Genomic DNA, 20,563 nt, shown 5'->3' on the forward strand with positions numbered 1-20,563 from the left:
TAAAAAGAAGTGAACAAAATCTCCAAACTACTTAATGATTAGTATCACACCTGTTGTCACAACGAGTACTCCACTCCCTTCACAGTGGACAATTGCTACATCATATCCATGTGTTTATAATTAACAATTAAGCATAGACTTCAAACTAATTGGTACTTATACATTCGACTTACAGTTAAATTAACATCTGAAAATGTACCAAAGAATCCGACGTAGAAATTAATCGTAAAAGAAACAATAGTGCGCCCTAACATCTTGCAGTTTGGCGGTTCTACACGCTATAATTAATAATAGAAAACGAGACGGATGTATAACTATTTAGCCGCGAATGTTAATATGACTGCATTCGTGACTAGCGTTGACTTGCGGTTTGACTTATGTTAGACTCACGACCCTTAGTGACACCTTGACAGGGTGGAGGTCGTGAGTTCGAGCCTCTCCGGGGTCATATAAAAAAGAGACACCATATCAACCTTCTACGTGATATAGTGTCTCTTTTTTATCTAATTCAATTACTTCCCACCAAACATCTTCTCCAAAGATTTCGCATTTGCAAACAATACTTCTTTCAAGTTATCGTCAGCAACGATTTTATAGTCGCCATCTTTGTCTTTCTTTAAGTTCAATGTAACTTCGCGAGTTGCCATTGCTGCATCTTTATCCGTTAAGTTTTTGATGATAGTTGAGGTCATTGTTTTTTCGATCGCTTTTTCAGATTGTTCTTTGTCTTCGCTAAATGCGCTAGCGAAGGCCATTGGCATAACTTCTCCCACTGCTTTTGTTACAGCAACGGATAGATCAGCAGATGTAATTTTCACTTTCACTTCTGCTTTGTCATCCTTTTTCGATACTTCTTCTAGCTTTTCAAATTTAAAGTTCTTTGTAATTGCACTTAGCATTGCTTTTGCCTCAGCATCATCTGTTTTTTCATTTAGTTTATTAAATTCCTTGTCACTCTCAACAAATGTACGAGCTTTTTCTATATCACCTTTTTGTATCGCTGTTAAAAATTCTTCTGTAGTATCTTTCGGATTTGCACACCCTGCTAAAACACCTGCTGTTAATCCTACTACCATCATTAATAGCAATAATTTCTTTATCTTTTGCACGCTCATTCTCCTCTTATCTTTTCTAGTAAGTCAGCATCATACAATATTATGAAACTGACATTACAAACATTTTTTAGTATAGCATTTATATGATTCGTTTTCTATTAATTCCCAAAAGATAAAGGGCCTTGCAGCATTCCTACAAGGCCCTCTTCTATCAATCTGTATCCGTAGCACAAATGAACCACATTTTCTGTTCCCTACTATCTAACACCATCCAAGTAGCATCCCATGCAACATCGTAAAACCAATCTGTCCAAGGGCAATAGCTTTCGAACACTTTAATATCTTCATAGCGATCTTGGAACATATATTGACATACATTCACTGCTAATTGTTTTGCGATAACTGGTGGTTCCTTAAATCCTTCATATGCTCCGCCCGACAAAATTTGAGCGGCAATGCTACCATCAAGCATGACTGCCCATCGCTCTTTAAAATGCAACTTATATTTTTCTGACGTATGTATTTTTAACTCTTCTAAGCTATTGATTATATCTAAAGAGTTAAAGATTCTTCTAAAGAAGTGCTCGTGTCCATCTTTCCAATATGGTATTTCTTTGAAAAAATTTTCGTTATGTACTTTAAAACAGCTTATAACCGCTCCGCCATTTACGTTTTGTTCCTTAAATGTATGTATGAGTTTCTCAATAGATGAGTCATTCGTTTCTATTTTTTCAAACGTTCCTGCTTTCCATCTCATAACGCCCACTACTCTCTATTAAAAATTTGTTTCTTCATTATAAATAGCAAAATAAAAACCAGCAACTTTAAGGTTGCTGGCTTATCTCTTATTCATATTCGAAAAAACAATAACAACTGCTCCAATTATATAATGCCCTGCTACCATCCACATAGTCCGATCAAAGATTATAAGCGATAACCAAAGCGATATATTAATAGCAGCAAATAATACATATAAAATGAAGTCCCTCTTTTGTAGTGCTTCTCTATTCATCAAAATATAAATTGCACCGATTGGCGGAAGGATGAAGCAAAGGAAAAAGACAAATATTTTTCTTAACGACCACGGATACGAAGTTACTGTCTGCATATGAATCCCCTTTTCATCACAATACCTGCTTCGACATCGGCCTCACTACCCTATATTCATCACTATAAGCTTCCTTTATGATTAAAGGCGGGTAATCACTTTTTTCTTCCTCAATCATTGTAAATACTTCTGTTTTCTCTTGTAATGTATTAGATTCTCTATTTTTAGTAGGTTTTCTACTTGTTTTAATTTTCTTTGTTACTTCGCCAAGTTTTTGCCCAACTTCTTCTACTTTGGCTGGTTCATTCGTAACATAGTATTCTTGTTTGTCCCATACTAATATAGGTGGCACTTGTTCTCTTTTGTTACATATTATATAAGTAGTACTAGCTACAAGTAGTAGACAAGTTAATAAATAGAAGATAGTTTTTTTATTCATATACTACACTCCTTATCTATCATTTCATTGGATTATATAATATAATCCATTTATAGTAAATGGATTTAGTGGTAATTTTTAGGTTAAACAATAAAGAAAAACCTTACCGAAGTAAGGTTCCGTTTTTACACTCTATAGTGACTGACTTATTAAAACGATCATTACAATAATCGCTATAAGCATAACAACTAAACAGGCGATTAATTTATAAAATCCTCGTTTCGTTAACGTCCCGCCTTGAACGTCTTTACGAATAAATAAGAATACAGCTAAAAATAATACAAGCCCAATGCCAAAAGCATACATCATTTGCATATGTTAATCTTCCTTTCTCTCTTCCATCTTAATATCTTTTTGCCAAAACAACAAATGAGATAAAGACGGTACTCATCGTAAGTGCCATAAGTATATTCAATAATTCAGTAGCAGATAGTGTAAGTATTTTTAAGTTTAAGCCGATAGAGAAAAGAAGATAATATGCTGTTAACGCAAAAAAGGTTACAAACATTCCTTTATAACGAATAAGTTTCATTCGCTCATCTTTTTCTTTAAATTGTGGGTGCAAGTAACTAAGGCAGAAACACATAATCATCATTGCAAGTAACGTATAAGTAGGACTTGGCGGTGCAGAATGCGTCATTATACCTGTTAATATCATAAATCCACTCATAAATAGAAAAATAATCCCCATAATTACAAAGTACTTTTGTGAATAGTTCATTCTTATTCCCCCTCTTCTTTTCCTTCATAAATAAATACATGTTCTATTGTTGTCTGAAATGTTTTCGCTATTTCAAATGCTAGCGGAAGTGATGGATCGTATTTCCCTTTTTCAATTGAGATAATGGTTTGTCTGGAAACTCCAAGTTTCTCAGCCAACTTTTCTTGAGATAGTCCAAATTTTTTTCGGTATTCGACCATTTTATTTTCCAAGGAAATTTCTCCCTCCTTCCATATACCGAGTATATATGTAAAGGAAACTTTACGTCAAGTTCCCTTTACATATATTTTGATTATTATTCACGCTATTTATATAGAAGAAACTTTTTTCAATTTCAGCACGTCTATTTTGAAGCGAAACACGGAACACTGTAAATAACTGTTACTATATCTCCTCACTTCTTTTTTAAAAATTTAATATCTCCATATTTGTTTTACCCTTTTAAAACATTTCATTTATTTCTTTATTTCACGAAATACGTTATTTGTTTTACGGTGTTTTTCGTCATATTTATAGAAACTAACTGTTTATGAAGCATTTTTTATGTTTAGCAACTTTTTTTGTAGAAATCCTTCACTTTCCTTTCAATATTTAACACTATCTAAATAAAGTTTACGATAAATTCATAATTTTTTATTTTTTATACTATATTCCGTTATATTGTTGTATAATATCTATGAAAGCGCTTATTATTTCAATATACATAATTCAAACTGATTTTATCGAAACATTCTAACTATTATACCTATATTTAAATGCAACAATTATAGCTATTAGTATAGGCATACCAAATATATCCACCCCATTTTTCTGTAAAATTACTTTATAACATGAAAGATTAACTTGGGTGATAAGTTATTGTGAATGTTTTTTTACAAAACAGATAAGTAATAGTGTTTGGTATTATGTAAATTATTGTAATAACATAAGAGTAAAGAAAACATTTACATTGATTATTGATTCATTACTTATTGAAAAAGAGCAAAATGCACCTTTGTATGGAAAAGGATTATATGCATTGGGAGGTTTAAACAAATGACGAGGAAGAATACAACGACAAACCCTTGGGCCAAGTTCCACGGTCCGAACCTTGGTTATGTTATTGAACAGTATGATCTTTACGTAACTGGAGCAGGTTCTGTTGATCCGGAATTACAAGAGCTTTTTGAAATTTTTGGAGCTCCTTCGTTTCAAGATGATGTCGTAACAGGGGACAACACAGCAACACATTTTTCTCCTCAAAACACAGGTAACATTGAAAAAATTCTTAAAGTCGTTCAACTAGTTGAGCAGATTCGTTCTTTCGGGCACACGTTGGCTCACATCAACCCGATGGAAGATGCTGCAAATGGACAATCTCTTCTTGAGAAAGCAATGAGCGAACTGAGCGATGCTGACTTGAAAGCGATTCCAGCGAAAACAGTATGGCCAGATGCACCAGAAGGTATTCACACTGCACTTGATGTAATTCATAGATTAAAAGACGTTTATACAAAATCTTTAGCTTATGAATTTTCTCATATACAAGATAGTGAAGAACGCGCGTGGTTGCATCAAATGGTGGAATCAAATTCATTGCGTCAACCACTATCAAATAAAAAACGAACTGCTCTTTTAAAACGTTTAACAGCTGTTGAAGGTTTCGAGCAATTCTTGCATAAAACATTCGTTGGGCAAAAACGTTTCTCTATCGAGGGCGTTGATATGCTTGTACCTGTTTTAGATGAAATTGTTCTAGAAGGTGCTAAAAACGGCGTTGAGGATGTCATGATTGGTATGGCTCACCGCGGTCGCCTAAGCGTACTTGCTCACGTATTAGAAAAACCATATAGCCACATGTTTGCTGAGTTCAAACATGCAAAAATAGAAGGCGCAGTGGCTAATTCTGGCTGGACTGGCGATGTGAAATACCACCTAGGTAGAGAACAAGTCGTTAGTAACGAAGAAGTTAGCACTCGCGTGACATTAGCAAATAACCCGAGTCATCTTGAGTTCGTGAATCCTGTAGTAGAAGGTTTCGCACGTGCTGCTCAAGAGAATCGTAAAAAATCTGGTCTTCCAGATCAAGATACTTCAAAATCATTCGTAATTTTAGTTCATGGTGATGCTGCATTCCCTGGTCAAGGTATTGTATCTGAGACACTCAACTTAAGCAGATTGAACGCGTATCAAACAGGCGGAACGATTCATGTTATCGCAAACAATGCAGTTGGTTTTACGACTGATAGCTATGATTCTCGTTCTACGAAATATTCTAGTGACCTTGCAAAAGGTTTCGATATTCCGATTGTTCACGTGAACGCTGATGATCCGGAAGCTTGTCTTGCAACTGCTAACCTTGCGATTCAATATCGCATGTTGTTCAAAAAAGATTTCTTAATCGATTTAATTGGTTACCGCCGCTACGGTCATAACGAAATGGATGATCCAGCAGTTACGCAACCACAAGTGTACAAAAAAATTAAAAACCATCCAACTGTAAGGGCAATTTATGCAGATCAATTACAAGCTGCTGGTGTTCTAAATGCAGATGAGGTTGAAACAATTACACAGTTTACACAAGAGCAATTAAAATCCGACTATGCACAAGTACCACCAGCTGATACGAGCGACGCAACAATTCACGTTAAAGTACCAGATGTTGTTGCAAAAGGTATTCAACCAATTGATACTGGTGTTGAGATTGACTCACTTCGTGCAATTAATGAAGGTCTACTATCTTGGCCAGAAGGATTTAACGTATATCCGAAAGTGAAGAAAATTCTTGAGCGCCGTAAAGATGCTCTTGAAGAGAACGGTAAAATTGAATGGGCACTTGCTGAATCGTTAGCATTCGCTTCTATTTTACAAGAAGGTACGCCAATTCGTTTAACTGGTCAAGATTCACAGCGTGGTACATTCGCACACCGTCATATCGTATTACACGATACTGATACAAATGAAACATATTCACCGTTACATCGCTTACCAAACATTAATGCATCGTTCTCTGTTCATAACAGTCCGTTATCAGAGGCTGCTGTTGTTGGTTACGAATATGGTTATAACGTATTCGCTCCAGAAACTCTTGTTATGTGGGAAGCGCAATATGGTGACTTCTCAAATACTGCGCAAGCATTATTTGATCAATATGTTTCAGCTGGAAGAGCAAAATGGGGTCAAAAATCTGGCTTAGTTCTTCTATTACCACACGGTTATGAAGGTCAAGGACCAGAGCACTCTAGTGCACGTCCAGAGCGTTTCTTACAGTTAGCTGCTGAGAATAACTGGACAGTTGCAAACTTAACGAGCGCGGCTCAATACTTCCATATCCTGCGTCGTCAAGCATCTATCTTAGGAACAGAAGCTGTTCGACCATTAGTATTGATGACGCCGAAGAGTTTATTACGTCACCCACTTACGCTTTCAACTGCTAGTCAGTTAAGCGAAGGACGTTTCCAACCTGCTTTAGAACAAGAAAACCTTGGCATGAAACCAAATAAAGTAAAACGTCTTGTTTTAAGCACAGGTAAAATGGCGATTGACTTAGCAGCAGAAATCGAGTCGGGTAAACATGAGTACAACTTAGACGAAGTTCATGTCGTTCGTATTGAGCAATTGTACCCATTCCCTGCTGAGAAAGTTCAATCTATTATTAAACGCTTTAAAAATTTAGAAGAAATCATTTGGGTTCAAGAAGAACCTCGTAATATGGGCGCATGGCATTACATGGCTCCAATTCTGTTCGAACTTGCTGGAGATAAAGTGAAAACAGGCTACATTGGACGTCCTGATCGCTCTAGTCCATCTGGCGGCGATCCATTCGCTCACAAAGCTGAGCAAGAGCTAATTGTTGCACATGCTTTAGATGTGAAGTATAACTTCCGTCAAGATAAACAAGAAATTGAAGTTTACAGCAACTAAAAAGTAACAATGAAGGTTTCTAGCTTGTTCCTTGGGCAGAATATCTGCCCAAGGCCAGGCTAACAAATGGAGATTACCGAAGACAAAAGAAGAAAAAACACACCGTTAGGCAAATAAGGGGAGGACATTTAAAATGATCGAAATTAAAGTACCTGAGCTTGCAGAATCTATTACTGAAGGAACTATTTCACAATGGCTTATCAACGTAGGCGACAAAGTTGAGAAAGGTGGCAGCGTTGTTGAGCTTGAAACTGATAAAGTCAATGTAGAAATCATTGCAGAAGATTCAGGTATTGTATCGAAGTTACTAGGCGAACCTGGGGATACAGTTGAAGTTGGCGCAACTATCGCAATTTTAGATGCTAATGGAGCACCAGTTGCAGTAAGTACACCTGCACCGGCTGCTGAGCAACCAAAACAAGAAACAGCTGAAGCACCGAAAGCTGCAGCACCAAATGCTGAGCAAACTGCAACACTACAAGGGTTACCAAATACAAACCGTCCTATCGCATCACCAGCTGCTAGAAAGATGGCTCGTGAATTAGGAATCGACTTAAACGACGTACGTAGTACAGATCCACTTGGACGCGTGAGACCACATGATGTACAAGCTCATGCTGCAGCACCAAAAGAAGCACCAGCTGCTCCAAAGAGTCCAGCTCCTGCTCCAGTTGCAAAAACGGAATTCGAAAAACCAGTTGAGCGCGTGAAAATGTCCCGCCGCCGTCAAACAATTGCAAAACGTCTTGTAGAAGTTCAACAAACATCTGCAATGTTAACAACATTTAACGAAGTTGATATGAGTGCGATCATGGAATTACGTAAAGAACGCAAAGATGCTTTCGAGAAAAAACATGATGTACGTCTTGGCTTCATGTCATTCTTCACAAAAGCAGTTGTTGCAGCATTAAAACAATTCCCATTATTAAATGCTGAAATTCAAGGTGACGAGCTTATCATTAAAAAATTCTATGATATCGGTATTGCAGTAGCAGCTCCAGATGGATTAGTTGTTCCAGTTGTACGCGATGCTAACCAATTAAACTTCGCTGAAATCGAAAGCGAAATTCGTGAATTAGGTAAAAAAGCACGCGATAACAAACTTTCATTAAAAGAACTACAAGGTGGTACATTTACAATTACAAACGGTGGTGTATTCGGTTCTCTAATGTCAACACCGATCCTAAATAGCCCTCAAGTTGGTATTTTAGGAATGCATAAAATCCAAGTACGCCCAGTTGCAATTGATAACGAGCGTATGGAAAACCGCCCAATGATGTACATTGCTTTATCTTACGATCACCGTATTGTTGATGGTAAAGAAGCAGTTAGCTTCCTTGTTGCTGTTAAAGATATGCTTGAAGATCCAAAGTCATTATTATTAGAAGGTTGATAGATTAAAAATCTATTAAAGGCTGTAGAATGAATCATTCTACAGCCTTTTTTTATTGTGTTCATACGGGACAAATTTCATGACATAAAGTAATAATGTATGCCTAAACGTAAGGAGGATTAAAATGAATAACCTTCCAATTCATGCAAAACTTAAAGTAAATAAGGATACTTTCTTCCTCCCCGATTCAAACGGGGGTGTCTATTTTCGAAATAACGCCAGTTCATTTCGCATGGACGGTGATGGAATTTATGACTGGATTGAAAAATTAATGCCAATGTTTAACGGAAATTATTCTTTAGCAGAAATAACCGATGGCCTCCCTCTCCCCTATCAAAATCGGGTATTTGAAATTGGAGAGATTTTATATGAAAATGGTTTCGTTCGCGATGCAAATCAAGATGCACCTCATGAATTAAACAGTACATTACTCGACAGATATGCTTCGCAAATTGAATTTTTAGAAGCCGATTCTCATTCAGGTGCTTTAAAATTCGAAACGTACCGCGGAGCAAATGTCCTTGTACTTGGTTCTGGGGATATGCTCACTTCCTTAGTTTCTTCTTTATTAGAATCTGGTTTACCTATATTTCATTACCTCGTTACAGATCGAGATGAAACAAACTATGACAGAATACATGAGCTAATAGAACGTGCATATGAAGTTGATAACAGTGTACTCCTTCAAGAAATCGATACTACAATTGACCGTCCCTTACATGAAGTATTCGAACCTTTTGATTGGATTTTATATGTTTCTCAAAATGGAGACATTGACGGTTTAAAAACAGTTCACACTATTTGTAGAGAAACGAAAAAGAATTTTATACCAGCTATTTGTTTATCAACACTCGGTATAGCTGGACCTGTCGTAATGGAAAACCGTGATGAATGCTGGGAATCCGCATGGCATCGGCTACATGAAACGACTTTGCAAAATGAAAATTCATCGGATTCCTTCTCACAAATTACATCTGCCATGTTAGCAAATGTAATCGTTTTTGAATTGTTTAAACATGTCGCGGATGATTCTTATCGTGAAAAAGAATCACAATTCTTTTTATTAAACTATGAAACACTTGAAGGAACGTGGCATCCTTTTATAAAACACCCTCTTGCAACTGATGAAAGTTTTACAATTGATACGATAGAAAATCTTTCTGAAAAACTTGAGTATCGGTATGGCCAACATACTTCAACTGATATATTCCGCTTTTTCGACTCATTAACTTCTAAAGAAGCCGGTATATTCCATGTATGGGATGAACAAGATTCATATCAATTACCGTTATCACAGTGCTATATTCAAGTAGCCACTCCACTATCAGATGGCCCAGCTCCCCTTCTGCCTCTTATGACTTGCAGTGGATTGACTCATAATGAAGCACGCCGAGAAGCTGGTTTAACAGGGATTGAAACATATGTAGCAGAAATCATTCACCGCCTTATTCCTGAACATAACGATATCGGTATCGGTGCTGGAGAAACGATGACAGAAGGATTTTACCGGGCACTACAACAACATTTAAACAATAAATTGTATGAACGGCAGTCACATATGCTAGAAGAACTTACAACGATTGATTTAACTGATATTCACGATAAACATTGTAGATTTTATTACGATGCTCTTGCTACAATTCATGAAACACCTAAAATTGCAATGAGTGAAGAGATTCTCAGTTTTCCAGTCATTTGGGTTGGTATAAATGATAGATGGTACGGTGCATCTAATATTAATATGACGTTAGCCTTACGGAACGCACTACAACTATCACTGCTCCACATTCAAAGTGAAGAGACTCCTTACAGAGCTAATATCTTGCCTGAATCATCTATTATTTTATATGACACGGATTCTTTTAGAGTGGAAATACAAGCGGAAGAAGAAATTCCAAGTGTGCAATCTTTACAGCTTGCCTTACAGCATTTAGAAGAACATAATTTTTATCCCTTCGTGTTTGATTTAGCAATCGAACCATTTTTGAAAGAAAACTTAGACGGTGTGTATGGGGTATTAATTGCAAAGGAGGACGGTCTATGACTCAAAATATATTGCTTATAGGAGATGGCCTTCTTGCAGACTATGTACATGATCAATTATGCAAACAATATTCCATCATTCGTCAGCATACCCTTCCAGAAGTACTTCCTGAAAATATTCATCTCGCTCTCGTATTACATGACGGATCTCCTTCTACTATTCATCATGACGCTGAGCTAATTTTTCGGTCAAATCATATTCCATGGCTACGTGGTTTTACTTCATTTGGCGAAGGTATTATCGGTCCTTACATTCATCCTCTTACGCCCGGATGTTCCCATTGTTCTGATGGACGCCGTTTTATCGCTGGCTTTGACCAAAAAGAAATGTGGGAACTACAGCGGAAATATGCCTTTAAAGCAGATGATGTAACGAGGCGTGATGTACGTGCCACCCAAAATGGAATGTTACAAATGTGCCATCTTATTTGCGCAGAAACAGAAAAAATATTAACTAATAACCATTCTTCTTTAGAAAATGAACTTATTTTACTAAACTTACAAACATTACAATGTACGCGACATTCTTTTCTTCCAGATCCTCTCTGTCCTGTATGTAGTAATTTACCTAATGATACTGCGGATGCGGCGGAAATTTCTTTACAACCGAGTTTAAAAGTAAGCACCGAAACGTATCGCTGCCGTTCCATTCATGAATTAAACACATTTTTAACGAGAGACTATTTAGATTATCGGGTCGGTATGTTGAACGGCAAAATGCAGCATTCATTATTACCATTCGCTGACGTCATTATAAACATGCCATTAATGTTCGGAAATGAAGGTGTTGCAGGCCGAACTCATTCATTTGCAGTGAGTGAAGCAACTGCTATTTTAGAAGGTTTAGAACGATATTGCGGGATGTCGCCTCGCGGGAAAAAGACAAATGTGCATGGTAGTTTTCATGATTTAGAGGAACACGCACTAAATCCCCTCTCGCTCGGTGTACATACAAATGAACATTACAATCGTGATAATTTTCCATTTAAACCGTTTGATCCTGATTATGAGCAAAACTGGGTATGGGGATATTCTTTATCACAAAACAGACCGCTTTTAGTTCCTGAATCAATTGCTTATTATAGCCTCGGTCATCGAGACGCTTTCGTGTATGAAACATCAAATGGATGTGCAATTGGCGGTAGTTTAGAAGAAGCGATTTTTCACGGCATTTTAGAAATTGTAGAGCGTGATGCCTTCTTACTCACTTGGTATGCAGAATTACCTCTTCCCCGCCTTGATCTGAGTTCAGCAAATGATACAGAATTACAATTAATGATTCAGCGGTTACGTACGATTACCGGATATGAATTACACGCTTTTAACGCGACGATGGAACACGGCATCCCTAGCTTATGGGTAATTGCAAAAAATACGCGTGAAAATGGAATGAACGTTGTTTGTGCGGGAGGCGCTCATTTAGATCCTATTCGAGCCTTAAAAAGCGCTATTCAAGAAATAGCAGGCATGTTACTTATAACAGACGATGAGCTCGAGCACAAAAGAGAATACTACGAAAAATGCTTACAAGATCCTTATTTCGTTAATAAAATGGAAGACCATAGTATGCTGTATGGATTGAAAGAAACGGAAGAACGTCTTCACTTCCTTTTACGAGAAGATGCACCGGTGCAAATGTTCCAAGAAATGAATGTATCACAATCATTTGATATGGATTTAACATCCGATCTCCACCAACTTTTAAATCGTTTGCATCAATCTGACCTTGAAGTAATCGTTGTAGATCAAACCGTTCCCCTTATAGAAAAGAACGGACTACACTGTGTAAAAGTTATTATTCCAGGTATGTTACCGATGACGTTCGGACACCATCTTACTCGGGTTACAGGACTGGACCGGGTATATACCATACCGATGACACTTGGATATACAGACGAACCTTTAACAAATGAAAAATTAAATCCACATCCACATCCGTTTCCATAGTAAAGGAGGGATTTCATGCAGCTAAATACTTTTTTACATCATCTCCATTTCTCTATCGATGAAATTATGCCGAATCATGAGGTGGACTGGAAAGACGCACCGCTTCCTTATAAATTATATCGAAATGTACCTACCATCCCGCTCTCCTTAGAAATCCCGTTATCTTTATCGAACTCTTCTACTACACCTACTCTAAATGAGATTGGTCACTACCTTTGGTATTCATTTGGTGTAACACAATTATGTCAGCTAAATAGCGAGAGAAATGTATTACGTAGATCCATTCCTTCAGGCGGTGCTTTATATCCGAATGAATTGTATATCTATTTAAAGATTGACGATTATCCAGACGGCATTTACCATTATGACGCCGCGCATCACCGGCTTATTTTACTTCGCGAAGGAAATTTCGATTCTTATTTAGCAGACGCACTCGGTAATCGCTGTAATATACATGATTGTTTCGGTGCCGCATTCGTATCCACTATGTTTTGGAAAAACTTCTTTAAATACAATAACTTTTCATATCGCCTTCAAGGATTAGATAGCGGGGTTCTCATTGGACAATTACTAGAATGTGCAAAACAGTTCGGTTATACGAACGGCGTATACTTTCAATTTCTAGACCGTGCACTGAACCATTTACTCGGATTATCAGAAGGCGAAGAAAGTGTGTATGCCGTTATTCCTTTAAGTACAGAGCTAGAAACTAATTGGTTTCACAATGATTACCGTGAAAATAAAACAGTTACTTCTCATGAGTTGTTGCAACAAATTCCGCCGCTCGCACATGAACATTTCGTTCGCTCAAAACATGTAGATGAATATCCGATGATAACAAAAATAAATGAAGCTTCTATGATCGAATCGACAGCACACTTCCAAACACTAGCTCATGAAGAGCACTATCAATATCATGAGCATGCTGTACAACTGCCGAAAGTAGAGCGTTTATCTTATGATTTCTTGCAACTTTGCAGAAAACGGTATTCCCCTGATGCTGACTTTACTTTAACGAAATGGGATGCAGCCGAGCTCGCTACTTTACTACAAGAAGCGAGTCTCTCCTTCCCCTATTACAACGATCTTGACGGTAAGTATACAAATGAAAATACAAGCGTCTCCTTATATGGATGTTTTTATAACGTGAAAAATATTAAAAACGGGGCTTACGCTTATAACAGTAAAACACATTCCATACAACCAATTCGATATGGAGACCTTCGCTACCCACTTCAGTCTAGTATGACGATGGATAACGTGAACCTTTTTCAAGTACCACTTTGCTTACATGTAGTCGGAAAGAAAGATTACTATACAAATGCATTAGGCTATAGAGGATACCGCATTCACCAAATGGAAGCTGGTATACTCGTTCATAAACTCGTTTTTGCTGCAACTGCTATGGGGATGGGCGGGCATCCGTTACTAAGTTTTGATACAAATTCATGTGATCAATTGTACGGTATTGATGCTGGGAATGAAACATCTCTTATTCAAGTTCCAGTTGGGGCATATCGGGCGCGGAATTGGTTAAAAGGGGCTTTGCATTGTTAGAAGCACGCCGATGGACAGCGTGCTTTTTTACTAGATTAACTTAAAAATACTCTTAATTTGTCTAGCAAATAACCAATTTTTCGTACCGTAGTTATCATTTAAACTATCTAAATTGATAGATTGTCCGTTAGCAAACTTTAATTCTAACGTAGTATTTTTGTCATTTGTTTTTAAGTTACTATTTGTAATGGCATCATACTTTAATTTTTCAATCTCAACATATTCGTCTTTTTCTTGTCCAATCACGACATGGTCTTGGAAGAAGAAAAATACTTCTACTTTTTTACCGAAACAAAATACATTTTTCGTATAAATTAATGTCGCGTTATCAAGTCCGACACATACTTCTTTCATTTCTTCCACAACGTGTCCAAAGTCTTCTTCATGTCTTGCATTTGATTCAGCAATCCATTCTTCGATTGTTTTCATGTTAATTGCCATACTGCGCCCCCTGGTTCGTTCATTGCTTCGTTTAAAAAATAAATACTATATGAAAATATAAGCGATACGTAATATGTTTTCAAGGGGGCACGGTATATTCAAAATAAAGTGAAACTTTATTTACTCCCTCATTGTAAAAAAAATAGCACTTTAAAAAGTGCTATTCCGCTCTCCTTGCCGCTTGCTGAATTGGATCCCAAACGCTGTTATATGGTGGGGCATAACTTAAGTCGACATCTTCTAAATCGTGAATACTCATTTTATTGAAAAGTGCCATTGCAATTACATCAATCCGTTTATCTACGCCTTCTTCTCCAATTACTTGCCCGCCCAATAATTGTTTCGTATCGGATCGATATAGTAATTTCAAGTAAAGTGGTTTCGCATTTGGATAATAGCCCGCCATATTAGTCGAATCTACTTTGACTGTTTTATACGGGATGTGTAGCCCTTTCGCTTCTTTTTCATTTAATCCTGTTCTTGCAAGCGTCAAATCCATAAATTTAATAATGCCTGTACCTAACGTACCTTTAAATGCTCTTCGTTTATCCAGCATATTCAGTCCAGCAAGTCGGCCTTGTTTATTGGCAGTCGTTCCGAGCGGGATATGATCATGAATTTCCTTTATAACGTGGTAATGTGTTGCGCAATCACCAGCTGCATATACGTCTTGCACATTCGTTTGCATATATGCATTTACTTCAATTGCCCCTTTATGATTCTTACGTATATTTGTCCCTTCAAGAAAATCAGTATTTGGCTTCACTCCTACCGACACTAAAACAAGATCTGCTTTATACGTACCTTTATCCGTTTCAATTGCTTCTACTCGTTCATTCCCTTTAAACGCTTTTACATTTTCATTCGTTAAAATTTCAATATGATGCTTATCTGCTTCTTTATGTATGTACTCTGCCATATCTGCATCATAAATCGTACCGATATGATCATTTCGCTCAATCATTCTTACTTTCTTACCAAGTTCGACGAATGTTTCTGCCATCTCCAGTCCGATTGCGCCACCGCCAATAATCGTTACATCTTCAACTTTATTCGTTTCTAGCGTTTTTAATATGCGCTCAGCATCAGGAATTGTTTTTAAAAGATGAACGCCTTGTAATTCTCGTCCTTCCCATTCTGGCATAACAGGACGCACTCCAGTCGCAATTAACAATCGATCATATGGAAATTCAAAGACATCCTTCGTCTTCGTATGCTCTGCGTATACCATTTTCTTTTCCGTATCTACTTTCGTTACTTCATGTCGTACTTTCGCATCAATTCCGTATTTATCACGAAACGTCTTTACATTACGCGCGATTAACTTTTCCGTTGAAGCGATAGCACCACTAATGACATACGGTAACCCACACTGTGCGTACGAATAAATTTCACCTTTTTCTAGCGTCACAACATTTGCATTTTCATCGTTTCTAACAATTTGCATAGCTGCACTCATACCAGCTGCATCTCCGCCAATAATGACATAGTTCACTTTACCACTCCTTCTTTTTTACATACTCTTTACGTTTTCCATATTTTATAAAAATAACACCTACCTCCATTGTAAAGAAAGAGAATTTTATCTTCAAATTTGGTGCACAAACTTATGTATGAATAGGTAACTGTCGTGTCTTATAAACAACATGTTTAATATGCTATAACAGTTACTATTGAAAGTAGGTGAAATATATGTGCGCCGGCCTTCTCGCCCAGCTTCCAGATGAACCGCAAGAACCAAAAGAACCGAAACCCGCCGTCTCACTTGACCAAGAATTTTCCATTAATGCAACAATATATAGCGCTCGTGCTTGGTTATCTAACGATGATACGTTTGCGCAAGATATTTGGAAAGCTACCCAATTCGCTTCAGCATCACATGCTGGCAAGTCCATCTTTCCAGTCGGTTCTGTTAAAATTATAAACTTCTCTGATGATACAATTACTGTTACTGCTTCACCAGAATCAGATCATGCGCTCAAAATAGTCGTACCACCCCATTCCGAGGCTGCCCTAACGTCTGGTCCTTTATCACATATACAAGCTAGTACATCAGGAGGATCAAGTAAAGTCACATTTCTCTTTCATATCTTTTTCTCAAGGGATCCTGGTCCAGCTAAATAACGATAGAAAAGGTACAGCAATATACACTGTACCTTTTTCAAGTGCCTATTCTCTTGATTTGATTAGTTCAATATTATAAGTTTCGATATCTGTTAACTTTCCTTTAAAATAAGGATTTTCTCTATACCAAGACTGTTTTGCAAAATACGCTTGCATATCTTTCGTTTGAAAAATATGTCCATGCCTTGCATATATTTCATTTCTAGCAATTTTCAACTGCTCTTTCGATAAATATGTTAAATCTGCGCTCGTTAATTTTCGAATATCACTATCAGGAAAGATGAAACCATTATATACATACCCAGTCGCGGGCGTTGGAGTAACATTATAAACAACTGTTTTTTCTGTATTTTTCTTTTGGAACGGAAGATTATAAGACAAAAGTGCCGTTACCGTCTCTACTTGTGTCGTTTCCCGTCCACTTTCTCCATTTCGTTCTAAATAAATCGTCGCACTTCCATCAGTCGCTACAGGCCCCCATGTAATTTCTTCTCCTGCCAGCGCTGTAACCGGTTTTTGATTTACGTACAATGTTGCACCAGGCGCGTTCGTTTGAACTGTAATATATTGACCTTGCAACGTTAAATCTATCGTTACGTTATTTTGGCTTTGTTTCATAAGTACAACCTTTTCCTCACGAGATAATTTTACATAGTCATTTTTATAATCTGATTGAAACACTTGATTTCCCGGAAGAAATGGCCCATATTGCTTCTCAAACTTTTTGTCATCTGTCTTATCAATTTCTTTTCCGTTCATTTTTAACGATACGCCTTTTTCATTTGTAAGCAAAGTTGTATAGTACGTCTTCGCTTTCAATTTATATCGATCAAATATAAAGAAATACTTTCCGTCTTTCGTTAATGAAAAATCAGCTCTTTCTATTCCATCCCGTTGTTTTTCACCTTGTCTCAAATATCCTTTTAATTCATTTACGTAAGATGGATTTTCTTTTATATATGAAAATAGAGGTGTTAAACTCTCTCTCGTTATCATAACCGATGGATCATCTGCCGTAACGATCTCAGCTAATTTCTCTCCGTCCCTCTCTTGTAAAATCGTAATCATCCGGTCTACTTGTGCCACCTGCGTATAATACGATACTCCGTACAAATACAATCCAATAATCGCTATAACAAATAGTGCTAACAGTGTAATGCCAACTTTTGTACCACCGCTCATGTTCTTCTTTACTACAGGACGTCCCCTCTTCGACCCGCAGTTTTGACAAAATTGCACACCATCTTCAAACTGAGCTCCGCACTTTGTACATACATTCATTCAGTCAACCACCTTTTCATTAGAAGCCAGTTATTCCCTTTGTTAAGGCTTGAATTATCGTACTAATGTAAGACCAAAGTACAATGAACGTTGCAATTCCAATTAAAACATTTGCAATAATAAGTGTGTAAACGAGATCTAATCCGCCATTGTCTAGCTTTAATACGGCTACAGTTATACTAATCCCTATATAAGTTGCAGCTACGGATAATAATATAGGTAAGAAAAAGATTAATAAGAAACTAAAAAGAAAAGAAAGGACTAATATGACAATAGTCGGCGTCGCTATCGTTCCCCATATACCAAATACTTCAAGAAACGAAAAAGAGGATTTCATCATCTTACCACTTACAAAAATAATAAATCCGACAAATAAAGTTAAAATTAATAAAAAGAAAAAGACCGTTATAGATTCTCCAAAAAACGTGGGAGTAGATATATCTGGTGCAAATGTTCTCGTAACTGCTGATGCTGCACTCATCATTCTATAAAAAATACATGCTCCTAAAAAACAAATAAGAACAAGACTTACAATTCCATTTCGCACTTCAATAGCGCCGCTTTTCATAATCGCTGTGGGTGCTTGTAATGCATGTTTAAAAAATTGAAAATAGCCGCTCGCGAACCGCTTCGCTTGCTCTACCGTTTCATTTGGCCGAGCTTCCTTTGCTTGTGCCGCACGTACTTGTTCCGGCCCTTCTTCTTGGCCACTACTTGCCACTACTTCTTCCGTTAACGAATGTCCACAATTCCCGCAAAACTTTGCCTCCGCTGCATTTTCTGTATGACATGACGGACATTTCATTCTCTTATCCCTCCTTAAGCATATACCTTATAGGGTGTTACAAGTTCAATATATGACTTTGGACATAAAACATGACTACAAGAAAAAGATTCTGAAATCCTTCTTCCGAAAGAAAATATATGTGCTAGTAATCTTGAAAAAAAATGCTATTATGAAACAGAATAAATAATATTTTTAACAGATTGGATGACTGGCAATGGAATTGGTAAACTCAATTTTTCAAATACTCCTTACAAGCGTAATCCAATTATTATCTTTAATTGGCGTTATCATTGTAATTGGATTTCTATTAGGCTATTTAGAATCTCTCACACGGATGTATTGGTCGAGAGCTTTCGGAAGAAAAGGATTCCTATTAACGGCTTGGATTGGTGTTCCTATTCACGAACTTGGACATGCCATTATGTGCGTACTGTTCCGTCATAAAATTGTGGCGACTCAGTTCTTCCCGACAGATACAAGCCAAGGCGCTTTAGGCTACGTACAACATCAATACAATCAAAAAAGTGTGTATCAACGGATTGGGAATTTCTTCATCGGCATTGGGCCTATTATTTCTGGTATTACTGCACTAATCCTTTTAATGCGCTATTTCGTACCAGAATCATATTTTTTATTTAATACAACTCTCGAAAAAACGATTGCTTCTACTTCTATTAATATAGAAATGATCCAAAACATGCTCTTGTCGACGTTTGTATTATTGAAAAGCTTATTTACAATCGGTAATTTATTGAATCCTTCCTTTTGGTTATTTTTATTTATCGCCATTTGCATTTCCGCACATATCGCTTTAAGTAAACCAGACATTAAAGGATCAATAGACGGGGTTATCGTCATGTTTATCGTTTTATTTTTATTCAACATAATAGCAGGACTGTTTCAATACGACAGTAATCAGCTAATTGGACAGGTTATGAAATATAATATGTATCTCATTGCGTTTTCTAGTGTGGCACTGCTGTTCTCTTGTCTTTCTACACTCGTTAGTTTTTCGTTTTATAAAATAAGAAGAGGGCGTTCTTTTTGAACGCCCTCTTCTTGTTAATTATTCCCCTTATAATCACAATGCTCAACAGGCACACGAGCATGCCCTTCTTCATCGGTACACCATGACTGTGATTGGAATGCCAGAAAGATACCAATCCATTCTTCTTCCTTCTCGAAGTGAATGAGTATTCCTCCGTCTTGCCATATGCCATTATCAGCTTTCCATTTCTCTACATTTCCTTGATTCATGTGAATATCATGTATACCGTTTCCTGGTTTGAAATGAAAATAGGAATCTGGTGTATTTTCTTCTGGTCCCCATCTTTCGCCAAATGCGTAAATAATTGCTTTTTCTTCTATCGCTCGTTTTATATAACGTTCTATTTTTTCATTTAAATCATTATCTGCTCCTGCTTTTTCGGGAGGCAAAGGAATCATTTGATTTGAGTCAAATAGATTTCCTCTTACATAATCTAAAGCTACTTTCGGTTCATTGTTTTTTATTTCTGTAAAACCGAATGGTAATGTCGGTAAAATATGAATCGCCTCTGACTTAATATTGTTACTCGCAAAATATAAAACTTCTGACGGATAACTTTGCGATTTTACGTTAATTGCAATACGATAATCTACTTCTGCTTCATCTTGTAAATGAACTTGATAATGAGGAGTTTTCCCTTTTCCCATCTTTGATTGTATAACTGTACCTTTTAACACGCCGTAATTTTTTAAGGGCATACATTTCATCTCCTATTCATCTAGTAGAAGCTTTTCATATTTAAAACATTATCCATTCATAAAAAAAATCCTCCTATG

Annotated in this window: 19 protein-coding genes; 7 read left to right on the plus strand and 12 right to left on the minus strand. The window is 37.0% G+C overall.

The features are described from left to right. Window positions 1-512: 512 nt before the first annotated feature. From ACTFO4_RS20705 to ACTFO4_RS20735, 7 genes are all read right to left on the minus strand, one after another. Entirely contained in the window at window positions 513-1,109 is a 597-nt protein-coding gene (locus ACTFO4_RS20705; protein ID WP_001169480.1) for a hypothetical protein, read from the minus strand. Window positions 1,110-1,266: 157 nt separating this feature from the next. Continuing rightward, window positions 1,267-1,812: a hypothetical protein gene (locus ACTFO4_RS20710; protein ID WP_440014464.1), complete on the minus strand. Its 546-nt coding sequence runs from the start codon at window positions 1,810-1,812 to the stop codon at window positions 1,267-1,269. An 81-nt stretch (window positions 1,813-1,893) separates the two neighbouring features. Continuing rightward, the gene (locus ACTFO4_RS20715) at window positions 1,894-2,163 is read right to left on the minus strand and encodes a hypothetical protein (protein WP_017672813.1); all 270 of its coding nucleotides are present in this window, start codon (window positions 2,161-2,163) and stop codon (window positions 1,894-1,896) included. Window positions 2,164-2,179: 16 nt separating this feature from the next. Next, complete coding sequence (locus ACTFO4_RS20720) at window positions 2,180-2,542, minus strand: hypothetical protein (protein WP_061456927.1); 363 nt, start codon at window positions 2,540-2,542, stop codon at window positions 2,180-2,182. Window positions 2,543-2,674: 132 nt separating this feature from the next. Continuing rightward, the gene (locus ACTFO4_RS20725; RefSeq protein WP_001178291.1) at window positions 2,675-2,857 is read right to left on the minus strand and encodes a DUF3976 domain-containing protein; all 183 of its coding nucleotides are present in this window, start codon (window positions 2,855-2,857) and stop codon (window positions 2,675-2,677) included. A gap of 28 nt (window positions 2,858-2,885) precedes the next feature. Continuing rightward, a complete protein-coding gene (locus ACTFO4_RS20730; RefSeq protein WP_001109911.1) occupies window positions 2,886-3,263 on the minus strand; it encodes a hypothetical protein in 378 nt (125 codons plus the stop codon). 2 nt (window positions 3,264-3,265) lie between these two features. Continuing rightward, entirely contained in the window at window positions 3,266-3,475 is a 210-nt protein-coding gene (locus tag ACTFO4_RS20735; RefSeq protein WP_000428506.1) for a helix-turn-helix transcriptional regulator, read from the minus strand. An 823-nt stretch (window positions 3,476-4,298) separates the two neighbouring features. Here ACTFO4_RS20735 and odhA point away from each other — a divergent pair. From odhA to ACTFO4_RS20760, 5 genes are all read left to right on the plus strand, one after another. Next, complete coding sequence (odhA, locus tag ACTFO4_RS20740; RefSeq protein ID WP_440014463.1) at window positions 4,299-7,166, plus strand: 2-oxoglutarate dehydrogenase E1 component; 2,868 nt, start codon at window positions 4,299-4,301, stop codon at window positions 7,164-7,166. Between the two features lie 133 nt (window positions 7,167-7,299). Next, window positions 7,300-8,559, plus strand: a complete 1,260-nt coding sequence (odhB, locus tag ACTFO4_RS20745; protein WP_440014462.1) for a 2-oxoglutarate dehydrogenase complex dihydrolipoyllysine-residue succinyltransferase — start codon at window positions 7,300-7,302, stop codon at window positions 8,557-8,559. Between the two features lie 124 nt (window positions 8,560-8,683). After that, the gene (locus tag ACTFO4_RS20750; RefSeq protein ID WP_224200870.1) at window positions 8,684-10,603 is read left to right on the plus strand and encodes a putative thiazole-containing bacteriocin maturation protein; all 1,920 of its coding nucleotides are present in this window, start codon (window positions 8,684-8,686) and stop codon (window positions 10,601-10,603) included. After that, entirely contained in the window at window positions 10,600-12,549 is a 1,950-nt protein-coding gene (locus ACTFO4_RS20755; protein WP_416809743.1) for a TOMM precursor leader peptide-binding protein, read from the plus strand. Before ACTFO4_RS20750 ends, ACTFO4_RS20755 begins: the two co-directional genes overlap by 4 nt. Before the next feature lie 15 nt (window positions 12,550-12,564). Then, window positions 12,565-14,106 carry a SagB family peptide dehydrogenase gene (locus ACTFO4_RS20760; protein WP_440014461.1) on the plus strand — a complete coding sequence of 514 codons (1,542 nt, stop codon included), beginning with the start codon at window positions 12,565-12,567 and terminating at the stop codon, window positions 14,104-14,106. A gap of 30 nt (window positions 14,107-14,136) precedes the next feature. On the opposite strand, the gene ACTFO4_RS20765 is transcribed toward ACTFO4_RS20760, so the two are convergent. Both ACTFO4_RS20765 and ACTFO4_RS20770 read right to left on the minus strand, forming a co-directional pair. Beyond that, window positions 14,137-14,547, minus strand: coding sequence for a DUF3908 family protein (locus ACTFO4_RS20765; protein WP_000996782.1), 411 nt, complete (start codon window positions 14,545-14,547; stop codon window positions 14,137-14,139). A 160-nt stretch (window positions 14,548-14,707) separates the two neighbouring features. Then, entirely contained in the window at window positions 14,708-16,042 is a 1,335-nt protein-coding gene (locus tag ACTFO4_RS20770) for a CoA-disulfide reductase (RefSeq protein ID WP_001110222.1), read from the minus strand. 197 nt (window positions 16,043-16,239) lie between these two features. Between ACTFO4_RS20770 and ACTFO4_RS20775 the strand changes: the two genes are divergently transcribed. Continuing rightward, a complete protein-coding gene (locus tag ACTFO4_RS20775; RefSeq protein WP_000332407.1) occupies window positions 16,240-16,671 on the plus strand; it encodes a hypothetical protein in 432 nt (143 codons plus the stop codon). A 45-nt stretch (window positions 16,672-16,716) separates the two neighbouring features. Here the strand turns inward: ACTFO4_RS20775 and ACTFO4_RS20780 are convergent, their stop codons facing one another. Both ACTFO4_RS20780 and ACTFO4_RS20785 read right to left on the minus strand, forming a co-directional pair. Continuing rightward, complete coding sequence (locus ACTFO4_RS20780; RefSeq protein WP_440014460.1) at window positions 16,717-17,952, minus strand: TcaA 3rd/4th domain-containing protein; 1,236 nt, start codon at window positions 17,950-17,952, stop codon at window positions 16,717-16,719. 19 nt (window positions 17,953-17,971) lie between these two features. Continuing rightward, the gene (locus tag ACTFO4_RS20785; protein WP_000650098.1) at window positions 17,972-18,757 is read right to left on the minus strand and encodes a zinc ribbon domain-containing protein; all 786 of its coding nucleotides are present in this window, start codon (window positions 18,755-18,757) and stop codon (window positions 17,972-17,974) included. Between the two features lie 196 nt (window positions 18,758-18,953). Here ACTFO4_RS20785 and ACTFO4_RS20790 point away from each other — a divergent pair, with 196 nt between their 5' ends. After that, entirely contained in the window at window positions 18,954-19,787 is an 834-nt protein-coding gene (locus ACTFO4_RS20790; RefSeq protein WP_048538162.1) for a hypothetical protein, read from the plus strand. 14 nt (window positions 19,788-19,801) lie between these two features. Here ACTFO4_RS20790 and ACTFO4_RS20795 read toward each other — a convergent pair whose 3' ends face one another. Next, entirely contained in the window at window positions 19,802-20,485 is a 684-nt protein-coding gene (locus ACTFO4_RS20795) for a DUF2278 family protein (RefSeq protein ID WP_078420624.1), read from the minus strand. Window positions 20,486-20,563 lie beyond the last annotated feature (78 nt).

This window comes from Bacillus cereus group sp. MYBKT14-1, from assembly GCF_051915185.1.
Lineage (GTDB): Bacteria > Bacillota > Bacilli > Bacillales > Bacillaceae_G > Bacillus_A > Bacillus_A cereus.

What these genes read in the sequence shown, in the direction of transcription:
- odhA (WP_440014463.1), top strand. Translation starts at nt 4,299, where the DNA reads ATGACGAGGAAGAATACAACGACAAACCCTTGGGCCAAGTTCCACGGT.
- ACTFO4_RS20780 (WP_440014460.1), bottom strand. Translation starts at nt 17,952, where the DNA reads ATGAATGTATGTACAAAGTGCGGAGCTCAGTTTGAAGATGGTGTGCAA.
- ACTFO4_RS20785 (WP_000650098.1), bottom strand. Translation starts at nt 18,757, where the DNA reads ATGAAATGTCCGTCATGTCATACAGAAAATGCAGCGGAGGCAAAGTTT.
- ACTFO4_RS20755 (WP_416809743.1), top strand. Translation starts at nt 10,600, where the DNA reads ATGACTCAAAATATATTGCTTATAGGAGATGGCCTTCTTGCAGACTAT.
- ACTFO4_RS20710 (WP_440014464.1), bottom strand. Translation starts at nt 1,812, where the DNA reads ATGAGATGGAAAGCAGGAACGTTTGAAAAAATAGAAACGAATGACTCA.
- ACTFO4_RS20760 (WP_440014461.1), top strand. Translation starts at nt 12,565, where the DNA reads ATGCAGCTAAATACTTTTTTACATCATCTCCATTTCTCTATCGATGAA.
- ACTFO4_RS20795 (WP_078420624.1), bottom strand. Translation starts at nt 20,485, where the DNA reads ATGCCCTTAAAAAATTACGGCGTGTTAAAAGGTACAGTTATACAATCA.
- ACTFO4_RS20790 (WP_048538162.1), top strand. Translation starts at nt 18,954, where the DNA reads ATGGAATTGGTAAACTCAATTTTTCAAATACTCCTTACAAGCGTAATC.
- ACTFO4_RS20765 (WP_000996782.1), bottom strand. Translation starts at nt 14,547, where the DNA reads ATGGCAATTAACATGAAAACAATCGAAGAATGGATTGCTGAATCAAAT.
- ACTFO4_RS20775 (WP_000332407.1), top strand. Translation starts at nt 16,240, where the DNA reads ATGTGCGCCGGCCTTCTCGCCCAGCTTCCAGATGAACCGCAAGAACCA.
- odhB (WP_440014462.1), top strand. Translation starts at nt 7,300, where the DNA reads ATGATCGAAATTAAAGTACCTGAGCTTGCAGAATCTATTACTGAAGGA.
- ACTFO4_RS20750 (WP_224200870.1), top strand. Translation starts at nt 8,684, where the DNA reads ATGAATAACCTTCCAATTCATGCAAAACTTAAAGTAAATAAGGATACT.
- ACTFO4_RS20725 (WP_001178291.1), bottom strand. Translation starts at nt 2,857, where the DNA reads ATGCAAATGATGTATGCTTTTGGCATTGGGCTTGTATTATTTTTAGCT.
- ACTFO4_RS20715 (WP_017672813.1), bottom strand. Translation starts at nt 2,163, where the DNA reads ATGCAGACAGTAACTTCGTATCCGTGGTCGTTAAGAAAAATATTTGTC.
- ACTFO4_RS20720 (WP_061456927.1), bottom strand. Translation starts at nt 2,542, where the DNA reads ATGAATAAAAAAACTATCTTCTATTTATTAACTTGTCTACTACTTGTA.
- ACTFO4_RS20730 (WP_001109911.1), bottom strand. Translation starts at nt 3,263, where the DNA reads ATGAACTATTCACAAAAGTACTTTGTAATTATGGGGATTATTTTTCTA.